Raw genomic sequence first — 21912 nt, forward strand, 5'->3', positions numbered from 1 at the left:
CGCATCACCGCACTTTCGCCACCCGCCACGCGGCAGCGCCTCAAACCCAGACACTACACGGCTCAAAGCCGATCACTTGATCTCAGGGGCAATCATCAATGATCAAACGACCATTAGTTCACTACGGGCGCATGCCCGAACCGATCACGCCTTATCAAAAAGCAGCCCAAGTTTGGGACGAACGCATTGGATCCGCCCGCGTGCAAGCCAAAAACTGGCGGCTGATGGCGTTCGGTTGTCTCATACTGTCAGCCGGTCTCGCTGGTGGGTTGGTCTGGCAATCAAGCCATGGGTCGATCACGCCCTGGGTGGTCGAAGTCGACCATCTTGGCCAAGCCCAGAGGGTTGCGCCGGCCAACTTCGACTATCAACCGACTGATGCGCAGATCGCCTACCATCTGGCGCGCTTTATCGAGGATGTCAGAGGTCTGCCGGCCGACGGCATCGTTCTACGCCAAAACTGGCTCCGGGCCTATGATTTTACGACCGATCGCGGCGCCGCTGCGCTCAACGACTACGCGCGGAACAATGACCCCTTTGCCAAGCTCGGTAAGGCGCAAATCTCCGTCGACGTCTCGAGCGTCATTCGCGCGTCGTCGGAAAGCTTTCGGGTCGCATGGACCCAGCGCACCTATGACAACGGTTCGCTGAGCTCGACCGAACGCTGGACCGCAATTCTCACCATCGTGATCGAGATGCCCCGCGATGCCGAACGCCTGCGCAAGAATCCCCTTGGCGTTTACGTCCGCGCCATCAACTGGTCAAAGGAGTTGAGTCAGTGACCAAGACGCCGTTTGACGTTTATTCGAAGCGCCCCGCCCCGGACTGCGGGATCGGTCCCACTTGGCCCGCGTTCTTGACCGCGAAGCGAGCAGTTTTGTTTGCTCTCCTGCTTGGTTCCTCGGCGCTCGGTGGGTGCGCGACCTACATTCCTCCGGAGATCAGCTATGACGCCGAAGTGCCTCCGTTACCGGCTACGCCGGTGGCTCTCGACGACAGATCGCGACCGCTTCACATTCCACCCCTCTGGAAGCCGGCTCTCGGCGGCAAGTCGGGAGGGAAGGAAGACGCTGAACCTGTGAGCCGGGTTGAGACAGCAAATAGCGCGGCCCGGGTCGAACCGCGCAAGCGAGGGTATTTCAACGCAGCGCAAATCTACGCCTACAGTCCTGGGGCGCTCTATCAGATTTACGCCGCGCCGGGGCAGATCACGGATATCGCGCTCGAGGAAGGAGAACTTTTGACGGGATCAGGGCCGATCGCGGCCGGAGATACCGTACGCTGGGTCGTGGGCGATACCGAGAGCGGGAGCGGCGACACACGGCGCGTCCATATCCTGGTCAAGCCGACCCGAGCCTCGATCGAGACCAACCTGGTGGTCAATACTGACCGGCGCACCTACCTGATTGAGCTCCGCTCTCGCGAGCGGCCGTACATGCCATCCGTTGCTTGGTACTATCCTGAGACGGTACGCGAACGGTCGCGTTCAGCTGCTCTGAAGCCCGTTCTTCCGGACCCAGCGCAGCGTATCTCCCGCTATTCCATCGAAGGCGACAGTCCTCCCTGGCGGCCGCTAGCCGCATATGACGATGGCCGCAAGGTCTACGTCGAATTCCCGCTCGGCATCGTGCAGGGCGAAATGCCTCCGCTCTTTGTCATCGGCCCAGACGGCAAGACAGAACTCGTCAACTATCGCGCCTACGGCAATGTGTTGATCGTCGATCGGCTGTTTGCGGCCGCCGAACTCCGGCTCGGCGGTGAGCACCAGCAGAAGGTCAGGATTGTCAGGACCGACGGGAGACCGTCGTCATGAACACCCGGAATGAAAACGATCACGAGCAAGCAGTTCCGCCGGAGACACAAGCGGAGCAGTCCGAAAGTTTCCGCTTGAGAGCGGAGCATCCGCGCGTGACGCGGTTGTCGCGGAAGGTCTTGGCTGGCGGGAGCGCGGTTGCCCTGCTTGTTATCGGCGGAGCAGTGTTGTGGTCACTTCAGAGCAATCGTGCTCGAAATCAGGCGGCCGATGAGCTTTACAGCACCGACCATCACAATGTTGCCGACGGCATTACGACCCTGCCGAAGGACTATGCTGGCGTTCCGCGCCAGCCAATCCCGCAGCTTGGTCCGCCGCTCCCCGGTGACCTCGGTCGACCGATCCTTGCCGCTCAAGGCCAGTCGCCGACGAGCGGCGCTGATCCGGACCAGCAGCGCCGGGATCAGGAGACCGAAGCAGCCCGCATCAGTCATCTGTTCGCTTCGACCAATGGACGAGAAGTGCGTCCGTCCGCGACTGCGGCTGTTGGAAGCGAGCGGGTCGTGCCACCGAACGCAACGAGCACCGGCGACGATGGATCTGTGCAAAACGGTCAGGACCGGAAGCTTGCCTTCGTCAACGCCTCTGTGGACCGTCGCACGGTAAGCCCTGACCGCATCACCAGGCCGGCCTCACCGTATGTCGTGCAGGCTGGGACGGTCATTCCGGGTGCCCTGATCACCGGGATCCGATCAGACCTTCCGGGCCAGGTTACAGCGCAGGTAACCGAAAATGTTTTTGATACCCCGACCGGCCGCTTTCTGCTTGTGCCTCAGGGAGCGCGTCTGATCGGCATCTACGATAGCCAGGTCACTTTCGGCCAGTCCCGCGTCCTGCTCGTCTGGACCCGGCTGATCATGCCGAACGGACGTTCTATCGTTCTCGAGCGGCAGCCTGGCGTTGACGCTGCCGGGTATGCAGGCCTCGAAGACCAGGTCGACAATCACTGGGGTGAGCTGTTCAAGGCTGCGGCCCTATCGACGTTTCTGGCGGTCGGGACCGAACTGGGTGCCGGCTCGGACACCAACAGCAACGACAGCGCAATTATCCAGGCCTTGCGACACGGCGCCTCGGACTCACTGAATCAAACCGGACAACAGGTGGTTCGGCGCAGTCTCAACATCCAGCCGACCCTGACGATCCGCCCGGGTTTTCCGGTTCGTGTCATCGTCAACCGGGATCTCCGCCTCGAGCCTTACACAGGATGACAACCTCAATGACGAAGCTGAAGATCGCCGCCGTCCCAGACGACAAGCCGGTGAAGGTGACCGCGGAGTTGCCTGCATCCGTCCACCGGGACCTTGCTGCGTACGCGGAGGCAATCGCGCGTGAAACGGGTCAGCGCGCCGATCCAACAAAATTGATCGCGCCGATGCTGGCGCGGTTCATGGCGGCTGACCGAGGATTCGCCCGTCTACGACGCGCGTGTCAATCGCCGAGAGATGGGGAGGAATAGCGCTCCGCCAGCATTTCGAGAAAGCGGTTGAGGGCTGGATTCTCGTTGTCAGCGCACCAGTGTGCAGAAAAGCCGATATGGCTTGATCCTGTCCCGTCCCGTAGTTCGCGATATTTCAGTCCGGCGAAACTCGCGCCCATATCGGACTCCATGACGAGGCTAATGCCTAGTTTCATACTGACGAGACCCTTGATCATGCTTCGGCTGACGTCGTGTCGGTCGATCTTGGGCCGATCGTCCGTAGATACAAATTTCGATATGATGAGATCTTCAAACTCGCGGCTGGAATCGTGATGGCTTAGTAGTACGGTTTCGTCGCGAAGATCGGTCCAATAAACCGCGTCGCGCGCCGCCAAAGGGTGATCCTCAGGCAATGCAACGAGGACGCGTTCGCTCCAGACCCTGAGCGTCTTGTTGTCCGATGATGGCGTGTCGCTCGTAACGATGAGAACGTCGAGTGTTCCGCTCCGGAGCGCGTTCATAAGCAAAGTGCGCGGCCGTTCGGCTATAGCGAGTTCGATCCGAGGAAATCTCGTTCTAAAGTCGAGGAGGGTAGTCCGCAGATTGCCTGCTGAAATCGACGTGCAGAAGCCGACCGAAAGGTGGCCAGTTTCGCCACGACCAATTGATCTGCCGGTTGCAACGAGTGTATCAACCTGCTCCAGCACCATTCTTGCGATCCGCACGACTACTTTACCAGCAAGTGTTGGCTGGACTCCCGCGGTCGACCGCTCAAACAAGCTGGTCCCGACTAGGCGCTCGAGTTGGCCAATGGAGCGGCTCACGACAGAATGTGGAATGGAAAGTAATTCAGCGGCTTGCCGAAGACTTCCACAGTCGTTGGCAACGACTGCAAACCGAAGCAGGCGCAGGCCGATGACGGGCATTCCGGTCGTGCGCTGCTGGTTGTCAATGTTGTTGATTTCCATCATGCCTGTAGCCCGTCAGTAGGCGAAACTGCGTCCCAGGGGTCCGCTGTGCGACCGTTCTAGGCGACGCGCAATACAGGCGCCCAGAGCACTGGCCCGGAAAGTCCGCCTGCCCCACGGAGTTTCGCGAGCGCCGCACTGGAGATATCCAGATATCCAGCGACGGCGAGAGTGTTCCCAATCTTAGAGGGAGCGCCGATTCGACGTAGCGGCCACCCAGCGCGCCGCAGGATCCTTTCCATTCGGGCGTCGGTAACGGTAACAATATCGCTCAGATGCCGCGAAAGCCCAAATTCCACCATGCCAGCAAACAACTCGTAGGTGGCACAAGCTATTCCGTGTTCTCCTTTTGGTGTGTCGAGTCTAGCGTCGATCGCAAAGCGGCTGCTTTCCCATATCTGCGGACTCATGGGCATCGGCTGACCATTCAGAAGCGCGGGAAATGTGTCGCGGAGCATCGTCGGTCCCTTGGTTGGAAGCAGGCGGACGCAGCCTTGTACCCGGCCGTCGTCCGAGAGTTGGGCGAGGTATGCCGGATGCAACGAGTCGAACTTGTCAACTTCCATGTCGCCGCTAATTTGAACGTCCCAGTCCATCCGGACCTTGAAGACGCGATGTCGTAGTTGGTGTATTGCAAAGAGCGTATGGGAGAATTCGCCGTACCAAGGCTCCGTGATGAGCTGAATCATGACATCCTCCAAGGTTGCCATGATTCTTTGAGGCGAAGTTACGCTAAGAAGCATCACCCCTAGTTGTGGGAGGAGTTCGCCTTAGTTTTGCTGTTCTCGTTTGGCAGCGGCCACGCGTAGTGCCGCTTGAACAACGGTTCGCACTCCCAATTTTGCTTTCGCGTTGTTCAGGTAAGAGATAGCAGTGTGATGCGATATTCCCAGAATGCGTCCGATGTCCCAAGCGCTCTTGCCGCGGGCGGCCCACTCCAGACATTCGAACTCGCGGGCGGACAAAGCTGCTCCATCAACACGAAGATCGCTCGCGAGTTTGCGGCGAACGTGTGAGTGGAAGAACATCGCCATCAACTGAAGCATTCGAGGGTTCGACGTGACGAAGCGTTCGAATTGAGCTTCCCGTTGGTTGCCGGCAAAGGTGACGGCGGCAACGGGGCCGTGTCCGTCATGGATAGGAACGGTGAATCCTAGCCGAATGCCATATTGGGAGGCTTCGTCCAGCAACCGCTTCTGTGCCGGCGAAAGATATCGTTCGGTCGATCCGATTCCCCAGCGAAACGGCTCGGTGTCCCGTAGCGCCTGCATGATAACCGGATCGATCCGTTCGTAGTGGCTCCTTAGGTAGTGTGAAGTCCACTCCTTTGGGTATGTCGACATAAGACGGGGTGTCCCATCGAGCTTTTGCGGTAGCGCGAGGTACGCAAAGCAAGACAGGTCGAGAGCCGCGGCTGTGACGGCCATGGCTCCCGAAAGCTCTGCTTGATCTTCAGCGCTCGAAAGATGATCAATGAAGTCTTGAAATATGCGATGCATGTCGAGCTAGGTTAGGTGGCGTCGGTACTTGATCTCCGGCACGGCTGTCCCGGTTAAACCTTCCTTATCGAACGGTCAGAGCAGCACGGACATCGTTGACGATTGCGGGTGATGTCCAAAAGGGTACTCAAATCCATAAAAGAAGCCCGGGACCCGTCATCGGACCCCGGGCAGTCTAGGGAGGACGCCCTCAGGCGCTTGCTGCCATTTACTGACACCTTCGCGTCAGACCGCCGACAACGAGCGGGACCACGGGAAATCAAGCGATGGCCTGTGCGATGAAAGGCAGGGTTTCAGATTGTTCCTGCCATTGAGGGAGAGAACATTGGGTCACTTCCCGGCAATCAACTCTGCAGCTTTCTCCGCCATAGCCATGATCGGCAGATTGGTGTTTCCGCTGATCACGGTCGGCATAAGTGAACCGTCGATAACGCGTAGATTGTCGATGCCCCGAACCCGAAGCTTGCTATCGACCACGGCGTCGCGATCCTCACCCATGCGACATGTTCCGACCGGGTGGTAGATCGTTTCTGCGCGGGCTCGTATCCACTTTTTGCGGGATTCCGTGCTGGTAAACGGATCGATATCGAGTTTGCGCTTAATGTGTTTTCGGAGCGCCGGCTGATCGATGATCTCGCACATCTGCCGAACGCCTTCTTGCATGCTGACGAAATCACTTTCATCGGATAGAAAGCGGGGGTCGATCGCCGGCGCGACGAAGGGATCGGCCGACCGCAGGCGCAGCGTTCCACGACTCTTCGGACGAAGCTGGCATACGCGAATGGCAAAGCCGTGCGGGACGCGCTCGCCCTGCGGCGGGTTTCGCAGCGCGACGATGAGATGAGCCTGCCACTCAGGCCACGATGAGGTTTTATCGGGCCCCCAGAAGGCTCCGGCTTCGACCCCCTGTGAGGTGCCGGGCCCCGTGCCTCGGAGCATATATTGTGCGCCGGCCAAGGCACCTCTGAACAATCCGATGTACGGCGTCAGTGTGATCGGCTGCGACGCCTCCAATCGAATTGCGCAATCCAAATGATCTTGCAGATTGCTTCCAACGCCGGCGGAATCGAGCACCGGCTTGATGCCGAGTGAACGGAGGTGATCGGCCGGTCCAATTCCTGACAGCATCAGTAATTGCGGCGAACCAATGGCCCCGGAAGTCAGCAAGACTTCTCGTTCGGCCGAAACGGTGACCTCACGCCCGTTGTGGTCAATGACAACACCCCGAACGCGCGTGCCTTCGACCGCGAGGCGCCGAACCTGAGTGTTGGCCATGATGGTCAGATTGCTTCGTCCTTTCCCCTGGTCGAGAAACTTGAAAGCACCTGAACGCTTGCCGTCTGAAATCGTAAGTTCGTAGAAGCCTGCGCCCATCTGAGACGGACCATTGAAGCCGTTGTTCTCGGGGAGGCCTGCCGACTTGGCGCTCTCAATAAATGCCTTCGAGATTGGATGCTGCAACACGCCATAAGAAAGTCGGATCGGACCCGAATAACCTCGGTCCTGATCGGGCTGGGACGTTACCTGGGCGGCGTCCTCGATTTTTCTAAGGTAGGGGCGGAGGTTTTCGTACCCCCACCCACGACAGCCTTGCGCTTCCCATGAGTCGTAATCCTGAGGATTTCCCCGGATCGCAATCATGGAGTTGATGGCGGACGACCCTCCCACCACCTTGCCACGGGGAATATAGATCTTGCGATTGTTGAGTTCGGTCTGCGGTTCGGTCCAAAATTGCCAGTTATGCTTCGGACTCGTGTAGAGCACGCGAATGCCCGCCGGCATGTGAACGAAGATTGAAGAAGAGGGACGTCCGGCCTCGAGCAGCAACACCTTGACGTTGGGATCTTCGCTCAATCGAGCGGCGAGCACGCATCCTGCCGATCCTGCGCCGACAACGATATAATCGTATTTCGAGAGCTTCATCCTCCGTCCCCTATTTCAAAAGCCGACGATCGGTTCGTTTTTGCGACCAGTTTCGCCAAGGTCAGGCCTTCCCGACTTGCAAAAGCCATCGCCAAACTATAATTGGTCCTACCAATCAGGTCGATCCAATTATAGCGACGAAGGCCTGGTAGTCAACGGAGAGCTCGTCTCATGTTTCAATACCGGAGGATCGTGGCCGCGTTCCTGCTCCTCGGCGCAGGGCTCGCCGTTTTGCTGCTCGCTCCTGCCAAACCTGCCATCCAGCCGGACCAAGAGACGATTCGACGAGTGATATGGGCTCTTGGCCCCTAGCCGACTTCGGGACGTCCGATATCGATGATCCGTCGCTCACTTAGATCTTGGATGGCCGCCGAGTCGTACTTCAGTATCGACTTGAGGATGTTTGCAGTATCCTCGCCTCGCCGCGGCGGTCCTTTGGCATATTCGATCTTCGTTCCGGAAAACTTTATCGGATTGGCGACGAGAGGGGCTGTTGTTCCGGAAGAATGAGGAAGATTGACCTGCATCTCCCGATGGATAACCTGAGGGTGAGCGAACACCTGATCCAGCCGGTTGATCGGTGCGCAAGGCACGCCCACGGGCTCCAGAATGGAAATCCAATGCTGGGTCGTCTGCTGTATCAGATGCGCATCGAGTAGGGGGATGAGTTGATCACGATTCTTAAGCCGGTCGGTGTTAGTGACGAAACGGCTATCGGTTGCCAGGCCGCTTAAACCAGTAGCTGCACAGAACTTCCGGAATTGCTGATCATTACCAACGGCGAGCACGAAGGAACCGTCGCTGGTTCTGAAGACCTGATATGGAACGATGTTTGGATGCGCGTTGCCGAACCGTTTCGGCGGCGTGCCGGTCGTGAGGAAATTCAAATTTTGGTTGGCGAGAACCGCGACCTGGACGTCCAGCAGTGCCATGTCGATATGCTGTCCTTCTCCGGTGCGTTCGCGATGCAGTAATGCGGAGATGACGCCGGCGGCGCTATACATGCCAGTGAGAATATCGACGATCGGAACCCCGACCTTCTGCGGACCCCCGCCTGGCTTGTCATCACTCTCTCCGGTAATGCTCATCAGGCCGCCGATGGCCTGAATGGCCATATCGTATCCTGCGACGTCCTTCATCGGGCCGGTCTGGCCATAGCCGGTGATGGAACAGTAAATGATGTCAGGCTTGACCCTTTTAAGCGCCTCGTAGTCGAGGCCGTAACGCGCCATGTCGCCGACCTTGTAGTTCTCGATCACGAGATCGGCTTGCTGGGCAAGTGCGCGCACAATGGCGCTACCCTCGTCAGTCGATATATCGACGCATATCGAATGCTTGCCGCGATTGGCGCTCAGGAAATACGCGCTTTCGGTCGTATCAATTCCACCGTCTTTCCGCAGAAAGGGCGGGCCCCACTGCCGCGTATCGTCGCCGGTGCCAGGGCGTTCGATCTTCCAAACCTCGGCTCCTAGATCAGACAGCAACTGCGCTAACCAAGGCCCCGCGAGGATTCTCGAAAGATCCAGCACTCGATAACCTGCCAACGGTCCAGCCATCACGCTTCCTTGAAGTCTGCGGGTCAAATAGCCGCGCGCCGTGCGAGGCCGCACTAACTATATGTGGAGCGACCAGATTGGTCAAACCAAATGCTGCTTGACACCGCGCATCACGCGACATACGGTCCTGCCAAATTGGTTTAACCAATTAATGAAAATACCGGGAAGAACGTGAAGGTCTGGCTGTATGGCGCGAGTAACTCTCCAGAATGTCGCGAAATCCTTTGGAGGAGATCGAGGGCCATGGGCCGTTCAGGACTTTTCGTTGGATATTGCCGATGGCGAACTGGTCGTGTTCGTCGGCCCGTCCGGCTGCGGCAAGTCCACGACGTTGCGAATGCTCGCCGGTCTAGATGACGTCACATTCGGCAAGATTCTGATCGACGGAAGGGACGTCACCGCGCTTCCGCCGAAAGATCGCAACATTGCGATGGTTTTTCAGAACTACGCTCTCTATCCACAGAAGACGGTCTTCGAAAACATGGCCTTCGGCCTTCGGGTCCGTAGGACGCCACAGCAGGAGATCGATCGTCGGGTGCGCAGCGCGGCATCAAGTCTCGGATTGGAGGCCCTGCTGGAGCGCAAGCCACGCCAATTGTCGGGTGGTCAGATGCAGCGCGTAGCGCTTGGTCGCGCGTTAGTCAGAGATCCCGACGTATTCCTCCTCGACGAACCCCTCTCGAACCTTGATGCGAAGCTGCGGGTCCGGACGCGAGAAGAGATTGCGACGCTACACGCCCGATTGGGCGCGACGATGATATTTGTTACCCACGATCAGGTCGAGGCCATGACGCTCGGCGATCGTATCGTGATCATGCGTGACGGATTCATCCAACAGGCGGGCAGTCCGCTTGACCTTTATGATCGGCCCGCGAACGCCTTCGTGGCGACTTTCATCGGGTCTCCAGAGATGAACCTGATTGATGGCGGGTTGATGCGCGACGGGGGCGCGCTCGTAATGCGCTCCGGCGGTTTGAGCGTCAACTTGCCTGCCCAGTCATTCTCCGAAGCGGAAAGGGATGTCACGCTTGGCATTAGGCCCGAGCACATCGAGCGCGCGGAAACCTCCACGGCTTTTGAGCTGGTAGTCGGCTTGGTCGAGCAAATCGGCGCGCAAACCTATGTGCTGGGTAAGATCGATGGCAACAAAATCCGCGCGGTATTTGCTCGGGACGATGCGCTGAGGGCGGGCGACCGAATTTTTGTGAATTTGTCTCAAGAGAAGTTGCACCTGTTCTCGCGCGAGAGCGGCAAGACACTGAGGCGGACCTCGACGAAAGGCGAAAATGGCAACGGGAGAGAACTTCATGGACAAGCTCAGCTTAGGCGCGCCGAGTTCCAAGGCTAACGTGAGCGACATCGATCGGCGGCGTTTTCTCAAAACGACGGCTGGTGCAGCGGCTGGCATCGCGGGCTCACTTTCCGCGCCCTATGTCAACGCACAGTCCGGGGTAACGCTTCGCATTTTGAACGCTGAAACGACTGCTGCGAGCCAATCGGCCTTGCGCGATGCGTGCAATGAATACGAGAGCAAGTTCGGCGTAAAAATCGTCGTCGACTCGACGCCGATTAGTGGTGGTTATGCGAAGTCGATGGCGGCCATCAATGCTGGCGCTCCTTACGATATCGCCACGGCGGGATACATTGCGCACATCTTGCAATACGCGATGGCGGGTCACATCGTGCCGTTGACGGATCTTGTCAAAAAATATTCGTGGGGGAAGCAGGGAACCTGGTCATATAAGGGAGAAAATTGGTTCTATCCCTATGACTACAATTTGGTGACGGTTTTCTACAGAAAAGATCTGTATCAGGAGAAGGGCCTGAAGGTTCCCAACACATGGGCCGAGTTCCTTGAGAATTGCCGGGCGCTGACTGTCGCGAAGGATGGCAACATAGAGCGAGGGGGGTGCGTCATACCGCTCGCGAGTGACAGTGCCACCAACTGGGCGAGCTTCGGCAACTTGTTTGCAGACGCGCCGAAGTTTTATGACGACAAGTGGAACGTCGTTCTCGATGCGCCGGGGAATGCCGGACCGACCGGCCGTTTTCTCGATCTATATGCCGATCTTTATAAAACGATGCCGGCTGGCATGAACACGGTCAGCTATGCTGAGCTGATGAGTCTTTTCGCGACGGGAAAGGTTGCGCATACCGTCTATTCGGGCCGCGTAGTCGAGGCGCTGGAAGCTCGCAATCCGGACCTCGCAAACAAGTATGGTATTTTCGCTTCTCCAGACAGTGCTGGTAAGCAGAACGCACTGTCCTTCGCCTTCGATGGCTTTATTCTTTACAAGACTAAGCAGACTGAGGCGGCCTTTAAGTTTCTACAATGGTTTATTGACGCGCACTATATTCGCTGGCTGCACTCCGCCTGGATGAATTTCCAACCGGCGCGATTGGACATTTACGAAGATCCACGGTGGAAAAATCATCCGATGATTCAGAAGCATTGGGCGACGATGGAGCAGATGAAGTCGTTCATTGATGAAGACAGCAAGACGGTTCTTAACTCAATAGATATGACGGGTCCGTCGTTTGATCTGCGACCGTGCAAGGTCTTTGATGCGAACATTATGCCGGAGATGCTGCAAAATCGGGTTCTTAAGAACATGTCGTCAAGCGACTGCGTGAAAGCCGCCGCCGATCGAATCCGAAAAATTGGCTGAGCATCGGAACTGGTGAATAGAGGCCCGAGGCTATGCGACAGGACTGGCGAATCATCGGTTTGTTCATCGGGGGTGTACTGGTACTCGGTACAATTGTTGGCGGACCTCTCCTCTATTCGATAAAGCTCTCCTTCTACACAGCGGCGTCGTTCATCGACCCGCCGCAGTGGGTGGGACTTGGCAATTACGTGAAGGTTCTTAGTGAGCCGCTGTTCTGGGGCTCGCTGTTAAACGGTGTCACGATCGCCATCTCGGCGATCGTGCTGCAAGTCGTTCTCGGCGTCACCATTGCGCTCGTCCTCAATAGGCAGTTTGTGGGGCAGACTGTCGTGCGGGCGCTGTCAATCGTGCCGTATTTTCTTCCGACGGTCGTCGCCTGCCTCATCACGCAGTGGATTCTTGATCCCAACTACGGCCTTCTCAAGAGTGTCTTCGCGTCATTCGGATATGGGATGTTCGATTGGGGAGGTAATTCAACGAGCGCGAAGGCGACTATTGTCCTTGTTAGCGTTTGGATCTGGACGCCGTTTGTCGTGACCTGTGTTCTTGCCGGCCTTCAATCCATTCCGGCTCAACTGTATGAAGCGGCCCGGGTCGATGGAGCAGGGGTTATGAAGCAATTCTGGCATGTCACGCTGCCAGGATTGAGGTCAGTGTTGATCGTGGTCATCCTCCTGAGAGGGATCTGGATGTTCAACAAGTTCGACGTGATCTGGCTTCTAACGAAGGGCGGACCGCTCAACGAAACCGAGACGCTTCCCACGTTGGCCTACCGAAAAGCGTTTCTCGAGTTCGACTTGGGAGGGGGGGCCGCTGTCGCCACCATCTCGTTCTTGATGTTGGCGAGCATTATCTTGATTTACCTCAGGGTTTTTCCGATCGACGAGGCCAAGCAGGGACGATGACGATGTCGACTCAAAATCAAGCCCGCTCTGCTGCCGCTGTCGTCGTTGGTTCACGAGCGGTGCGGATGTTGCATAGCTCTAGCGGCTCAGGAAGAGAAATCTCAGACTCCACACCTTCAGTCTCGCACGGGAAAACGACGCGGTATTACGGCAAGTCGCTGAAGCAGATTGCCGGCCGCGTCGGTTTGTATGCCGCGGTTGCGCTAATCTGCATCTATTCCTTCTTCCCGATCTACTGGATGATCCTCTCCAGTCTGAGGTCGCCCGAAAAGCTATTTCTGGATTCATCCTTGGTTTTCTGGCCACCCGATCTAAGCTCTTACAAGTCACTCTTGCAGCTTACGAACTATCCGGCGAATTTCGTTAATAGCGTCATGATGGCTATGGCTACGATTGCCGTGGCGACGACGCTGTCATCATTCATTGCTTATGGAGCGACGCGTTTACGGTTTCGGGGCAAAACGACGTTGGTCGCGTCCATGCTGTTCGCCTACATGTTTCCGCCATTGATGTTGGTTATTCCGATGTCCGCCTTGTTCCGAATAGCTGGCTTAGCCGATAGCTTGTGGGGCCTGCTAATCGCTCACCTGGCGATTTCGCTGCCGCTGGCGGTGTGGCTGCTATGGGGCTTTTTCAAATCGATGCCGTTCGATCTGGAGGAAGCGGCAATGGTGGACGGCTGTTCCCAATTCGGCGCCTTCATCAAGGTGGTCCTTCCGCTTTCGGCCCCCGGCTTGATTACGGTCGGCATCTTCTCGTTTTTGCTGTCCTGGGCGGACTACGTATTCGCGCTCATCCTCATCATGAGTGATGATCGCAAGACATTGCCCGTGGGCTTGGCATCAATGCTTGGCGCGCAAGATCTGCGTTGGGGTGAGATACTCGCCGGCGCAACCCTTATTGCTCTGCCGTTGTTCGTTATCTTTATGTTCTGCTATCGATATTTCGTCGCAGGGCTGACGGCGGGTGCGCTCAAAGGTTAGGCACTGTTCGAGCGAAGCACGTCCTCGTGCTTCGCGCTAGACCGTGGGTATTTCGCGTAGAGATGGCGGACGGGGTGCCCGGCAAGACTAACGTTTTGTGACTTTGGTTTCCCCTAGAAGCGATTGCCATGCCTCCACTGTTCGCGAGAGGTGAGCGTTCATCTGTTGTTCGGCTAGGCCTACCCGCCGCTCTTCGATCGCTTCCAAGATGGTGCAATGGTCCTCATAAGATTGTCGACCTCGATTTTGGTCGGCAAAGTAGACCTTCCGTCGATGCCTGGACAGTTCGTAGAACGATCTCGCCACGCGCAGCAAAATGTCGTTCTTGGTTGCAGCAAAAATCGCAAGATGGAACGCCTCGTCCTCGCGCTCTATGCTTTGCTTTTTGGATAGGCGCTTGTTGGTCTCTTCAAGTATGGCGGTGATCTCGCGAATGTTGTCCGCGGTCCTGCGTGTGCAGGCCAACCTGACCGCCTGCCCTTCGAGCATGCGCCGGACCTCCATGACGTCGGCGATTTCCTTGGCCTCGAATGGAACTCCGGATTCAGCATAAAGCACTAGAGCATCGATGCTGCTCTCTTCGATCTTTCGCAGATAGATTCCAGAATTTGGGCGCCGTTCTATCACTCGCATGGTTTCAAGTGCGGCCAGAGCCTCTCGAACCGCGCCGCGACTGGTGTCGAACTTTTCCGCAAAGTCGCGTTCTGATGGCAACCGTTCGGAGGGCTGATAGCGGCGCTCACGGATGAAGGAAAGGATCTTTCCGATGGCGTTCGAAGGAGCCTCAAGCTTGTCGGTTCGATTTCGCTCAGTCATCTAAAATATCCTGCCTGGTCCTGCCGACCACTTGATTTCGATTTCCTCGGTAGCTAATCATGGCCGACCAAATTGGTCGACCAGTACTTTGGAGGAACCTTGAGGATCTCGGTCGAATCCGCCCTGCTTCAGTAGATATCAGGTTGAGGAAATTGAAGCATCTGAAACGCGCCAAATCCACCTAAAGAATTGATTTCCCAGCATGGATAGCTTTGAGACGGATCTGTTTGTCATAGGTGGCGGCTCGGGCGGCGTGCGCGCCGCGCGGATCGCCGCTGGCCATGGCGCCCGCGTCATGATCGCCGAGGAATATCGGATGGGCGGCACTTGCGTCATTCGCGGGTGCGTACCGAAGAAGCTATTCGCCTACGCCTCGCATTTCAGCCACGACATCGCGGATGCCGCGGGCTTCGGCTGGACCGTTCCGCCGGCGACGTTCGACTGGGCCACCCTGATCGCCAACAAAGACAAGGAGATCGCCCGGCTGGAAGCGGCCTACACCACCAACGTGGAGAAATCTGGCGTGCAGGTGATCAAGTCGCGCGCCGTGTTCGAGGACCCGCATACGCTGGTGCTCGACGGCGGCAGGAGGGTGCGCTCGAAGTATATCCTGATCGCCACGGGCGGCGCACCGAACCACGGCAAGGCCATTCCCGGCATCGAGCATGTCATCTCATCGAACGAAGCATTTCATCTACCCGAATTGCCGAAGCGTATCCTGATCCAGGGCGGTGGCTATATCGCGCTGGAGTTTGCGTGCATCTTCTCGGGCCTGGGTTCCCTCGTGACTGTGGTCTATCGCGGCGACAACATCCTGCGTGGCTTCGACGACGACGTCCGCGCCCATGTCCGCGATGAGATGGAGAAGAACGGCATTACCATCCTGACCGGTTGCACGGTCGACGGGATTGAGAAGCACGACGATTGGTACACGTCGCACCTGTCGAATGGCTCCAGCATCGCGTCCGACAAGGTGATGTTCGCCATCGGCCGTCACCCCGCCGTCGCAAATCTCGGGCTGGAGAAAGCCGGCGTCGCCATCAACCCGGATAACGGAGGCATCGTCGTCAACGAAGCCTCGCAGAGCTCGGTGCCACATATCTATGCGGTCGGCGACGTCACCCATCGCTTCAATCTGACGCCGGTAGCGATCCGTGAGGGCCACGCTTTCGCCGATACGGTTTTCGGCAAGCGGGCGGTCAAGGTCGATCACATCGATATTCCGACCGCCGTGTTCACGCAGCCCCAGGTCGGCACCGTGGGCCTCACCGAGGCGCAGGCGCGGGCGCAGTTCGCTATCGTTGATGTCTACAAGGCGGCGTTCCGCCCGTTGAAGGCGACGCTGTCCGGCAGCGAGTCGCGGGTGTTGATGAAACTGGTGGTTGACGCGGGGAGCGACCGCGTCGTGGGTTGCCATATCGTTGGATCGGACGCGGCCGAATTGGTTCAGGTCATCGCCATTGCCGTAAAGATGAAGGCTACCAAGGCGGACTTCGACGCCACTATGGCGCTGCACCCGACCTCCGCCGAGGAACTGGTGACTATGCGTACCCGCACTGCACGTTACGTGCGCGACGCGGCGGCTTAGAAAGCTCAATTTCGATCGATTGTGCAAATTCAGGCCGTTGGCGCGCGCGTTATGCGGCGCCGCTCAAAACGCACTTGACAATACGATTGTGATCATACCAAACTGGTCCTACCAGTATCGGTGAAAATCCAGCAACAGACTAACCTCGCCATCCGCAGCCGCTTGTAGTCGAGGAGCTGGATGCGGAAGTTCTGGCGAAGAAGATTGGGCCCACCATGGAAGTGGATTATTTGACTAGCCTGCCGCGACGCATCCACCTCATTGTGGATGAGGGGGCCAAAGCAGGAGCATCCCGGCCGGCTCTTACTGACGAGCGGGGCATCGTTTGGTCCTATCGGAGACTGATCGATACGATCGAGGCCGTTGCAGGTGACTTGGCGCGTCTAGGGATCCGTCCCGGTGATCGGGTCATGGTGGTGGGCGAGAACTCAATCGGCGCCATCGTCCTGATGTATGCGGCGAGCCGGCTTGATGCATGGGCAGTGATGACGAGCGCACGGCTCGGCCCGCACGAACTGGACGCCATTGAGGGTGATTGCAAGCCCAGACGCGTATTCTATACGCATGGAATATCGGCGGAAGCAGATGCTGCGGCGTGCCGGCGCGGCGCGGAAGCCGAAGCGTTCACGGGGATTGGAGCGATCAAGGTCGGTAAGTTGGAGGCGAGCGCCGTTCCCGAGGAGGTCTATGAGGATCCCGCCCGTCAGGTTGCAGTTCTCATCTACACGACGGGGACTACCGGTCGCCCGAAGGGAGTGATGCTCAGTCATCGCAACCTCGCTTACGTGGCGGGCCGGGGCAAAAGAACCAACACGCTCTTTCCCGAGGACGTCACGCTTTGCGTTATGCCGATCTCTCATTCGTACGGGTTGACGTTGCTGCAAGGTATGTTGTTTGTCGGCGCACACCTGCGGATCATGCCGAGGTTCTCTCTCACGCAAGCAATCGACGCCGTCGTGAATGGTTCGTTGACCGCCTTCAATGCCGTCCCTGCGATGTTGTCGCGGATCATCGCTTACGTCGATCAGAACAATATCAAGCTCACGCCCAATAACCTTCGTTATGTCTATACCGGAACGGCACCGCTCGATCTGTCTCTGCGACAGAGCGTCGAGCGAGTGTTCGGCGTGGTGCTTCATAATGGTTACGGGCTGACCGAGACGTCTCCGACCATCAGTCGGACGCTGTATGCCATGGGAAGCAACGAAATCAACATCGGACCGCCAATCCCGGGAATCGAAACCAAGATCGTCGGACCTGATGGGCGGGAAGTACCCGATGGCGAAGCGGGCGAACTGCTCGTTCGCGGGCCCAACGTGATGTTGGGGTATTATGGTCAGCCGGACATGACCGCGGAGGCGATCGATCGCGAAGGATATTTGAAAACCGGAGATATCGTCAGCCGGTCGCCGGGCGGCGAACTGGTGGTCCAAGGCCGGTCGAAGGAGCTAATTATCAGGTCCGGCTTCAACGTCTATCCGCCCGAAATCGAGGCTGTCCTCAATTCTCATCCGGCGGTTCTCAATTCCGCGGTAGTCGGGCGATCAATCGAGGGCAACGAGGAAATCATCGCTTTCGTTGAGCCGACCCCTGGAAGCACCATCGAAGTGGCCGAACTGCTCGCGCTCGTGGAGCGGCAGCTCGCACCATACAAGAAGCCGCAGCAGATCATTGTCTTGCCGCAACTTCCGGTAGCCCCGAACGGGAAGATTAGAAAGCACGACTTGAAAAAGCGCGCCGAGGAGTCGCTGTCAGCGGCTACCTCAGTTTAACGAATTATAGACCGGACGGACGGAAATGGTGACAAGTCGCGAGCAGATGTACCCCGATACAAAGTTGTTCATCGATGGATCCTGGCGCGATGGAACGAGCGGAAAGGTCGAGCCCATCCTGAATCCGGCGACGGGAAAATTGATCGGAACAGTTGCGCACGCGTCTATCCCCGATCTCGACGACGCACTTGAATCGGCCGTGCGCGGGTTCGAATTGTGGCGGAGGACGTCTTCCTTCGAGCGATACAAATTGATGCGTGGGGCTGCCGAAAAGCTCCGCGAGCGAGCCGCCTCAATCGCGCGTATCATGACGCTCGAGCAAGGCAAGCCGCTGGGCGAGGCGAAGATGGAGGTGTTGCTCGGCGCAGACATCATCGACTGGTTCGCGGAGGAGGCGCGTCGATCCTACGGTCGGACCATTCCGTCACGTTCCGGCGCCGTACAGCAGGTCGTGATCCGCGAGCCAGTTGGGCCTGTCGCCGCCTTCACGCCGTGGAATTTTCCGATCAACCAAGCCGTCAGAAAGATATCAGCTGCGATGGCGGCCGGGTGCTCCGTGATTCTGAAGGGACCCGAAGAAACGCCGGCAAGTTGTGCAGCTCTGGTCAATGCTTATGTCGATGCCGGCTTGCCCTCCGGTGTCCTCAATCTCGTTTTCGGTGTGCCGTCCGACATATCGGAATACTTGATTGCCCACCCTGTCATTCGCAAGATTTCGTTCACGGGTTCGACGCCAGTCGGGAAGCGGCTTGCGGCTCTCGCTGGAAGTCACATGAAGCGCGTTACGATGGAGCTAGGTGGACATGCGCCTGCGCTAGTCTTCGAGGACGCAGATGTCAAACAAGCGGCAAAATTGCTGTCCGCGGCAAAGTTCAGGAATGCCGGCCAGGTTTGTGTTTCTCCGACCCGGTTCATGGTCCATGAACGGGTCTACGACGACTTCGTTGAACAATTCACCGCTGCTGCCAAAGCTCTCGTCGTCGGGGACGGCCTCGACGAAGCGACCCAAATGGGACCACTAGCTAATCTCCGTCGAGTCGAGGCGATGGACGCGCTGGTCTCGGACGCCGTTCAGCGCGGCGCGCGCATCCGGACAGGTGGAAGGCGCCTGCGCAACGATGGCTTCTTCTTTCAACCGACGGTTCTGACGGACGTGCCTCTGGACTCGCGCATTATGAACGAGGAGCCATTCGGCCCTGTTGTGCCAATCGCGTCGTTCTCGACATTCGAGGATGCCATGGTCGAAGCGAATCGGCTCCCTTATGGCCTTGCTGCATATGCGTATACGAAGTCAGCGGCGACGATCGGCGCGCTCGGCTCGATCGTGGAGAGTGGAATGGTGTCGATCAACCACCAAGGCCTTGCCTTACCGGAGACTCCCTTCGGAGGAATCAAGGACTCCGGATACGGTTCGGAAGGTGGTACAGAAGCGATGGACGCGTATCTCAACACTAAGTTCCTGACCCAGATGCACGGTTAGCATGCGCGATCGGCAATGCTGATACGCCGTCGCGGAGCATGCGTCGCGCAGGTCAAACCTCGCGACGGTCCTTCGCCGCGCCAGACTCTAGGGCCCAAAGATCCAACGCCTAAAGCGAGTTAGCGAAGTGTTGTTGACCATCGACCGCGTTCAGATCGCGACGCCGGATGCCAAAAGTGCCGCGGAGATGTGGCGTCGCCGATTGGGGGCGGAACAAGTCTCTGCGGATCGGGTCCGGGGATTGGGCGCCAAACGAGTGACATTGCGTGCCGGGACCGGCGAGATTGAGTTGTTGGAGCCGGAAGGCAACGGCGTTGTCGCGGACGAACTGGCAAGACGCGGGCGATCTCATCTATTCGGCGCCGGCGCGACCTCACTCGACCCGCGTGCACTGGTGCATCATGCCACGTCGGTCGGAGTTGAGCATCAGCACGAAAATGGCCAGGATTTTCTCCGGTTCGAAATCGAGGGGAAGCCGGTCCATTTCGTAATCTCTCCCCCGCGTACGGTGGAGCCGACCGGCGGGATTGATTTCCTTTATGAGGTGACTTTGCTCGCGGCCGACCAGGCAGCCGCGGTAACGCGCTTCGCCGAAGTCTTTCGTCTTGATACACGGAATTTCGTGACGATTACCTCGGAGCTCTTTGGCTATACGGGCGTCCTCACTCTCTTCGCGCCTGATCGCCTCGACCGATTTGAAGTCATCACGCCGACGGACTTCACCAAGACGCTCGGCAGGTATCACGCCCGCCAAGGCTCGTCTTTCTATATGGCGTATGCCGAAAGCCGAGAGATCGGTCGCATCGAAAGATCGGCGAAGGCGGACGACGTGGGACACACGCTGGATCCGCGCGAGGAGAAGCGGAGCGGTCGAGATCCGGAGCAACTCTGGCTTCATCCTCCGGCCCTTGGCGGAATGATGCTAGGGCTATCGCGGCCGACGCTTGGTTGGCGCTGGTCGGGCCACCCTGAGAGGGTCGTGGCGTTAGTGCAATAGAAGCTCGATGGTGGATGCGTCGGGCTTATGTCGATTGCATCAGGCCGCGACTGACCCATCGGAAAAATATCCGATGACGAGGATACGATGAGCAAAATTAGGTTCACCGAACCAAATCGAGAAATCCTCGCGCGCCGAGATTCAATCATAAACGATCTAACCCGCCTTGTTGACCCCGCTGGGCTAATAACGTCGACGGACGAGTGTCGGGCTTATGAGACAGATGCGTTGACGGCCTATCGCAAGATGCCGCTCGCCGTCGTCCTACCGAAGACGACCGAAGAGGTGAGTGCCGTTTTGAAATACTGTCACGACACCGGCGTCAAGGTCGTGCCGCGCGGCGCAGGTACGTCTCTCGCCGGCGGGGCAATTCCGAGTGAAGACGCCGTCGTTCTCGGACTTTCAAAGATGAATCGGGTGCTCGCGGTCAACTACGATGACCGCTTCATCCGCGTCGAAGCGGGAGTCACAAATTTGAGCGTAACGGCGGTGGTGGCGGAGAACGGCTTCTTCTATGCGCCAGACCCTTCCTCTCAACTTGCCTGCACGATCGGAGGCAACATTGCCAACAACTCCGGAGGCGCGCATTGCCTGAAGTATGGAGTCACGACCAATAACCTCCTCGGCGTAAGGATGGTACTGATCGATGGATCGATCATCGATCTCGGCGGTGACTATCTCGATAGCGCTGGACTCGATCTGCTGGGCCTGGTCGTCGGCTCCGAGGGGCAGCTCGGGATAGTGACCGAAGCGACCCTCCGAATTCTGAAATCGGCCGAGGGAGCGCGCCCGGTTCTGTTCGGTTTCCCGTCTTGCGAGGGAGCGGGCAAGGCGGTTGCGGACGTCATTGCCGCCGGTATCATTCCCGTAGCCATCGAATACATGGACAAGGCCGCCATCGAGATCTGCGAGGCCTTCGCCAAGGCCGGCTATCCGCTCGATGTCGAGGCCCTTCTGATTGTAGAGGTCGAAGGGTCCGACGCCGAGATGGACGCGACGCTGGCGGACATCACCGCCATCGCTCGTGCGAATGGTGCGACGACAGTGCGCGAGAGCAGGTCGGCAATTGAGACGGCGGCAATCTGGAAGGGGCGGAAGTCGGCTTTCGGTGCGACCGGGCGAGTCGCTGACTATTTGTGCATGGACGGCACGGTGCCGACCGGCAAGCTGTCGTACGTTTTGGCGGAGATCTCCAAGATCGTACAGCGACACGGATTGCGTGTCGCGAATGTTTTCCATGCCGGTGACGGCAACATGCATCCGCTCATCCTCTACAACGCGAACGATCCGTCGCAGCAGTCGAAGGCGGAAGCAGCGGGAGATGACATTCTCAGGCTCTGCGTTGAAGTTGGTGGGTGCCTGACGGGCGAGCACGGTGTCGGTATCGAGAAGCGTGATCTAATGCGCTGCCAGTTTGACGATGCCGATCTGGCTCAACAGATTCGGGTGCGCGCCGCGTTCGATCCGCGATGGCTGCTCAATACGGATAAGGTGTTTCCCCTCGATTTTCGATGTCAAGGTTAGGG

At 58.0% G+C, this 21912-nt stretch carries 19 protein-coding genes; 13 read left to right on the forward strand and 6 right to left on the reverse strand.

Annotation, left to right across the window (positions count from 1 at the left end; all coding sequences use genetic code 11):
• Nucleotides 1–98: 98 nt before the first annotated feature.
• From trbF to HMPREF9695_RS00210, 4 genes are read left to right on the forward strand one after another with little or no spacing between them, the layout of a single operon-like run.
• Nucleotides 99–782 (forward strand): conjugal transfer protein TrbF, encoded by a 684-nt coding sequence (gene trbF / locus HMPREF9695_RS00195; protein WP_006018735.1) that lies wholly within the window; start codon nucleotides 99–101, stop codon nucleotides 780–782.
• Nucleotides 779–1813 (forward strand): P-type conjugative transfer protein TrbG, encoded by a 1035-nt coding sequence (trbG, locus tag HMPREF9695_RS00200; RefSeq protein WP_006018736.1) that lies wholly within the window; start codon nucleotides 779–781, stop codon nucleotides 1811–1813. The genes trbF and trbG overlap by 4 nt, the downstream gene beginning before the upstream one ends.
• Nucleotides 1810–3021 (forward strand): TraB/TrbI/VirB10 family type IV secretion system protein, encoded by a 1212-nt coding sequence (locus tag HMPREF9695_RS00205; protein ID WP_006018737.1) that lies wholly within the window; start codon nucleotides 1810–1812, stop codon nucleotides 3019–3021. The genes trbG and HMPREF9695_RS00205 overlap by 4 nt, the downstream gene beginning before the upstream one ends.
• An 8-nt stretch (nucleotides 3022–3029) precedes the next feature.
• Complete coding sequence (locus HMPREF9695_RS00210) at nucleotides 3030–3269, forward strand: DUF2274 domain-containing protein (protein ID WP_006018738.1); 240 nt, start codon at nucleotides 3030–3032, stop codon at nucleotides 3267–3269.
• On the opposite strand, the gene HMPREF9695_RS00215 is transcribed toward HMPREF9695_RS00210, so the two are convergent.
• From HMPREF9695_RS00215 to HMPREF9695_RS00235, 5 genes are all read right to left on the reverse strand, one after another.
• Nucleotides 3242–4198, reverse strand: a complete 957-nt coding sequence (locus HMPREF9695_RS00215) for a LysR family transcriptional regulator (protein WP_013500405.1) — start codon at nucleotides 4196–4198, stop codon at nucleotides 3242–3244. The genes HMPREF9695_RS00210 and HMPREF9695_RS00215 overlap by 28 nt on opposite strands.
• Before the next feature lie 59 nt (nucleotides 4199–4257).
• Nucleotides 4258–4887 carry an acyl-homoserine-lactone synthase gene (locus HMPREF9695_RS00220; RefSeq protein ID WP_006018740.1) on the reverse strand — a complete coding sequence of 210 codons (630 nt, stop codon included), beginning with the start codon at nucleotides 4885–4887 and terminating at the stop codon, nucleotides 4258–4260.
• An 81-nt stretch (nucleotides 4888–4968) separates the two neighbouring features.
• Nucleotides 4969–5697 (reverse strand): LuxR family transcriptional regulator, encoded by a 729-nt coding sequence (locus HMPREF9695_RS00225; protein ID WP_013500406.1) that lies wholly within the window; start codon nucleotides 5695–5697, stop codon nucleotides 4969–4971.
• A gap of 330 nt (nucleotides 5698–6027) precedes the next feature.
• Nucleotides 6028–7620, reverse strand: coding sequence for a GMC family oxidoreductase (locus HMPREF9695_RS00230; protein WP_006018742.1), 1593 nt, complete (start codon nucleotides 7618–7620; stop codon nucleotides 6028–6030).
• A gap of 308 nt (nucleotides 7621–7928) precedes the next feature.
• Nucleotides 7929–9176: a CaiB/BaiF CoA transferase family protein gene (locus tag HMPREF9695_RS00235; RefSeq protein ID WP_006018744.1), complete on the reverse strand. Its 1248-nt coding sequence runs from the start codon at nucleotides 9174–9176 to the stop codon at nucleotides 7929–7931.
• A gap of 187 nt (nucleotides 9177–9363) precedes the next feature.
• Here HMPREF9695_RS00235 and HMPREF9695_RS00240 point away from each other — a divergent pair, with 187 nt between their 5' ends.
• The 4 genes from HMPREF9695_RS00240 to HMPREF9695_RS00255 are packed head-to-tail and all read left to right on the forward strand — an operon-like array spanning nucleotide 9364 to nucleotide 13733.
• Nucleotides 9364–10524 (forward strand): ABC transporter ATP-binding protein, encoded by a 1161-nt coding sequence (locus tag HMPREF9695_RS00240; RefSeq protein WP_006018745.1) that lies wholly within the window; start codon nucleotides 9364–9366, stop codon nucleotides 10522–10524.
• Nucleotides 10484–11845 (forward strand): ABC transporter substrate-binding protein, encoded by a 1362-nt coding sequence (locus HMPREF9695_RS00245; RefSeq protein WP_006018746.1) that lies wholly within the window; start codon nucleotides 10484–10486, stop codon nucleotides 11843–11845. Before HMPREF9695_RS00240 ends, HMPREF9695_RS00245 begins: the two co-directional genes overlap by 41 nt.
• 32 nt (nucleotides 11846–11877) lie before the next feature.
• Nucleotides 11878–12750 (forward strand): carbohydrate ABC transporter permease, encoded by an 873-nt coding sequence (locus HMPREF9695_RS00250; RefSeq protein WP_006018747.1) that lies wholly within the window; start codon nucleotides 11878–11880, stop codon nucleotides 12748–12750.
• 2 nt (nucleotides 12751–12752) lie between these two features.
• Nucleotides 12753–13733: a carbohydrate ABC transporter permease gene (locus tag HMPREF9695_RS00255; RefSeq protein WP_006018748.1), complete on the forward strand. Its 981-nt coding sequence runs from the start codon at nucleotides 12753–12755 to the stop codon at nucleotides 13731–13733.
• Nucleotides 13734–13820: 87 nt separating this feature from the next.
• On the opposite strand, the gene HMPREF9695_RS00260 is transcribed toward HMPREF9695_RS00255, so the two are convergent.
• Nucleotides 13821–14549 carry a FadR/GntR family transcriptional regulator gene (locus HMPREF9695_RS00260; protein ID WP_006018749.1) on the reverse strand — a complete coding sequence of 243 codons (729 nt, stop codon included), beginning with the start codon at nucleotides 14547–14549 and terminating at the stop codon, nucleotides 13821–13823.
• A gap of 202 nt (nucleotides 14550–14751) precedes the next feature.
• Here HMPREF9695_RS00260 and gor point away from each other — a divergent pair, with 202 nt between their 5' ends.
• The 5 genes from gor to HMPREF9695_RS00285 all read left to right on the forward strand — a co-directional run bounded on the left by gor (nucleotide 14752) and on the right by HMPREF9695_RS00285 (nucleotide 21910).
• Nucleotides 14752–16137, forward strand: coding sequence for a glutathione-disulfide reductase (gene gor, locus HMPREF9695_RS00265; protein WP_006018750.1), 1386 nt, complete (start codon nucleotides 14752–14754; stop codon nucleotides 16135–16137).
• 215 nt (nucleotides 16138–16352) lie between these two features.
• On the forward strand, nucleotides 16353–17909 hold the full coding sequence (locus HMPREF9695_RS00270) for a class I adenylate-forming enzyme family protein (RefSeq protein ID WP_006018751.1): 1557 nt from the start codon (nucleotides 16353–16355) through the stop codon (nucleotides 17907–17909).
• A gap of 25 nt (nucleotides 17910–17934) precedes the next feature.
• Nucleotides 17935–19389, forward strand: a complete 1455-nt coding sequence (locus tag HMPREF9695_RS00275; RefSeq protein ID WP_006018752.1) for an NAD-dependent succinate-semialdehyde dehydrogenase — start codon at nucleotides 17935–17937, stop codon at nucleotides 19387–19389.
• A 127-nt stretch (nucleotides 19390–19516) separates the two neighbouring features.
• Entirely contained in the window at nucleotides 19517–20386 is an 870-nt protein-coding gene (locus HMPREF9695_RS00280; RefSeq protein WP_006018753.1) for a VOC family protein, read from the forward strand.
• A gap of 87 nt (nucleotides 20387–20473) precedes the next feature.
• On the forward strand, nucleotides 20474–21910 hold the full coding sequence (locus HMPREF9695_RS00285; RefSeq protein ID WP_006018754.1) for an FAD-linked oxidase C-terminal domain-containing protein: 1437 nt from the start codon (nucleotides 20474–20476) through the stop codon (nucleotides 21908–21910).
• The last annotated feature ends 2 nt before the right edge of the window (nucleotides 21911–21912 follow it).

This window comes from Afipia broomeae ATCC 49717, from assembly GCF_000314675.2.
Lineage (GTDB): Bacteria > Pseudomonadota > Alphaproteobacteria > Rhizobiales > Xanthobacteraceae > Afipia > Afipia broomeae.

Bases quoted from the DNA above. Each gene is read 5' to 3' on its own strand.
- trbF (WP_006018735.1), top strand. From the start codon at position 99: ATGATCAAACGACCATTAGTTCACTACGGGCGCATGCCCGAACCGATC.
- HMPREF9695_RS00205 (WP_006018737.1), top strand. From the start codon at position 1,810: ATGAACACCCGGAATGAAAACGATCACGAGCAAGCAGTTCCGCCGGAG.
- HMPREF9695_RS00210 (WP_006018738.1), top strand. From the start codon at position 3,030: ATGACGAAGCTGAAGATCGCCGCCGTCCCAGACGACAAGCCGGTGAAG.
- HMPREF9695_RS00215 (WP_013500405.1), bottom strand. From the start codon at position 4,198: ATGGAAATCAACAACATTGACAACCAGCAGCGCACGACCGGAATGCCC.
- HMPREF9695_RS00220 (WP_006018740.1), bottom strand. From the start codon at position 4,887: ATGATTCAGCTCATCACGGAGCCTTGGTACGGCGAATTCTCCCATACG.
- HMPREF9695_RS00225 (WP_013500406.1), bottom strand. From the start codon at position 5,697: ATGCATCGCATATTTCAAGACTTCATTGATCATCTTTCGAGCGCTGAA.
- HMPREF9695_RS00230 (WP_006018742.1), bottom strand. From the start codon at position 7,620: ATGAAGCTCTCGAAATACGATTATATCGTTGTCGGCGCAGGATCGGCA.
- HMPREF9695_RS00235 (WP_006018744.1), bottom strand. From the start codon at position 9,176: ATGGCTGGACCGTTGGCAGGTTATCGAGTGCTGGATCTTTCGAGAATC.
- HMPREF9695_RS00240 (WP_006018745.1), top strand. From the start codon at position 9,364: ATGGCGCGAGTAACTCTCCAGAATGTCGCGAAATCCTTTGGAGGAGAT.
- HMPREF9695_RS00245 (WP_006018746.1), top strand. From the start codon at position 10,484: ATGGACAAGCTCAGCTTAGGCGCGCCGAGTTCCAAGGCTAACGTGAGC.
- HMPREF9695_RS00250 (WP_006018747.1), top strand. From the start codon at position 11,878: ATGCGACAGGACTGGCGAATCATCGGTTTGTTCATCGGGGGTGTACTG.
- HMPREF9695_RS00255 (WP_006018748.1), top strand. From the start codon at position 12,753: ATGTCGACTCAAAATCAAGCCCGCTCTGCTGCCGCTGTCGTCGTTGGT.
- HMPREF9695_RS00260 (WP_006018749.1), bottom strand. From the start codon at position 14,549: ATGACTGAGCGAAATCGAACCGACAAGCTTGAGGCTCCTTCGAACGCC.
- gor (WP_006018750.1), top strand. From the start codon at position 14,752: ATGGATAGCTTTGAGACGGATCTGTTTGTCATAGGTGGCGGCTCGGGC.
- HMPREF9695_RS00270 (WP_006018751.1), top strand. From the start codon at position 16,353: ATGGAAGTGGATTATTTGACTAGCCTGCCGCGACGCATCCACCTCATT.
- HMPREF9695_RS00275 (WP_006018752.1), top strand. From the start codon at position 17,935: ATGGTGACAAGTCGCGAGCAGATGTACCCCGATACAAAGTTGTTCATC.
- HMPREF9695_RS00285 (WP_006018754.1), top strand. From the start codon at position 20,474: ATGAGCAAAATTAGGTTCACCGAACCAAATCGAGAAATCCTCGCGCGC.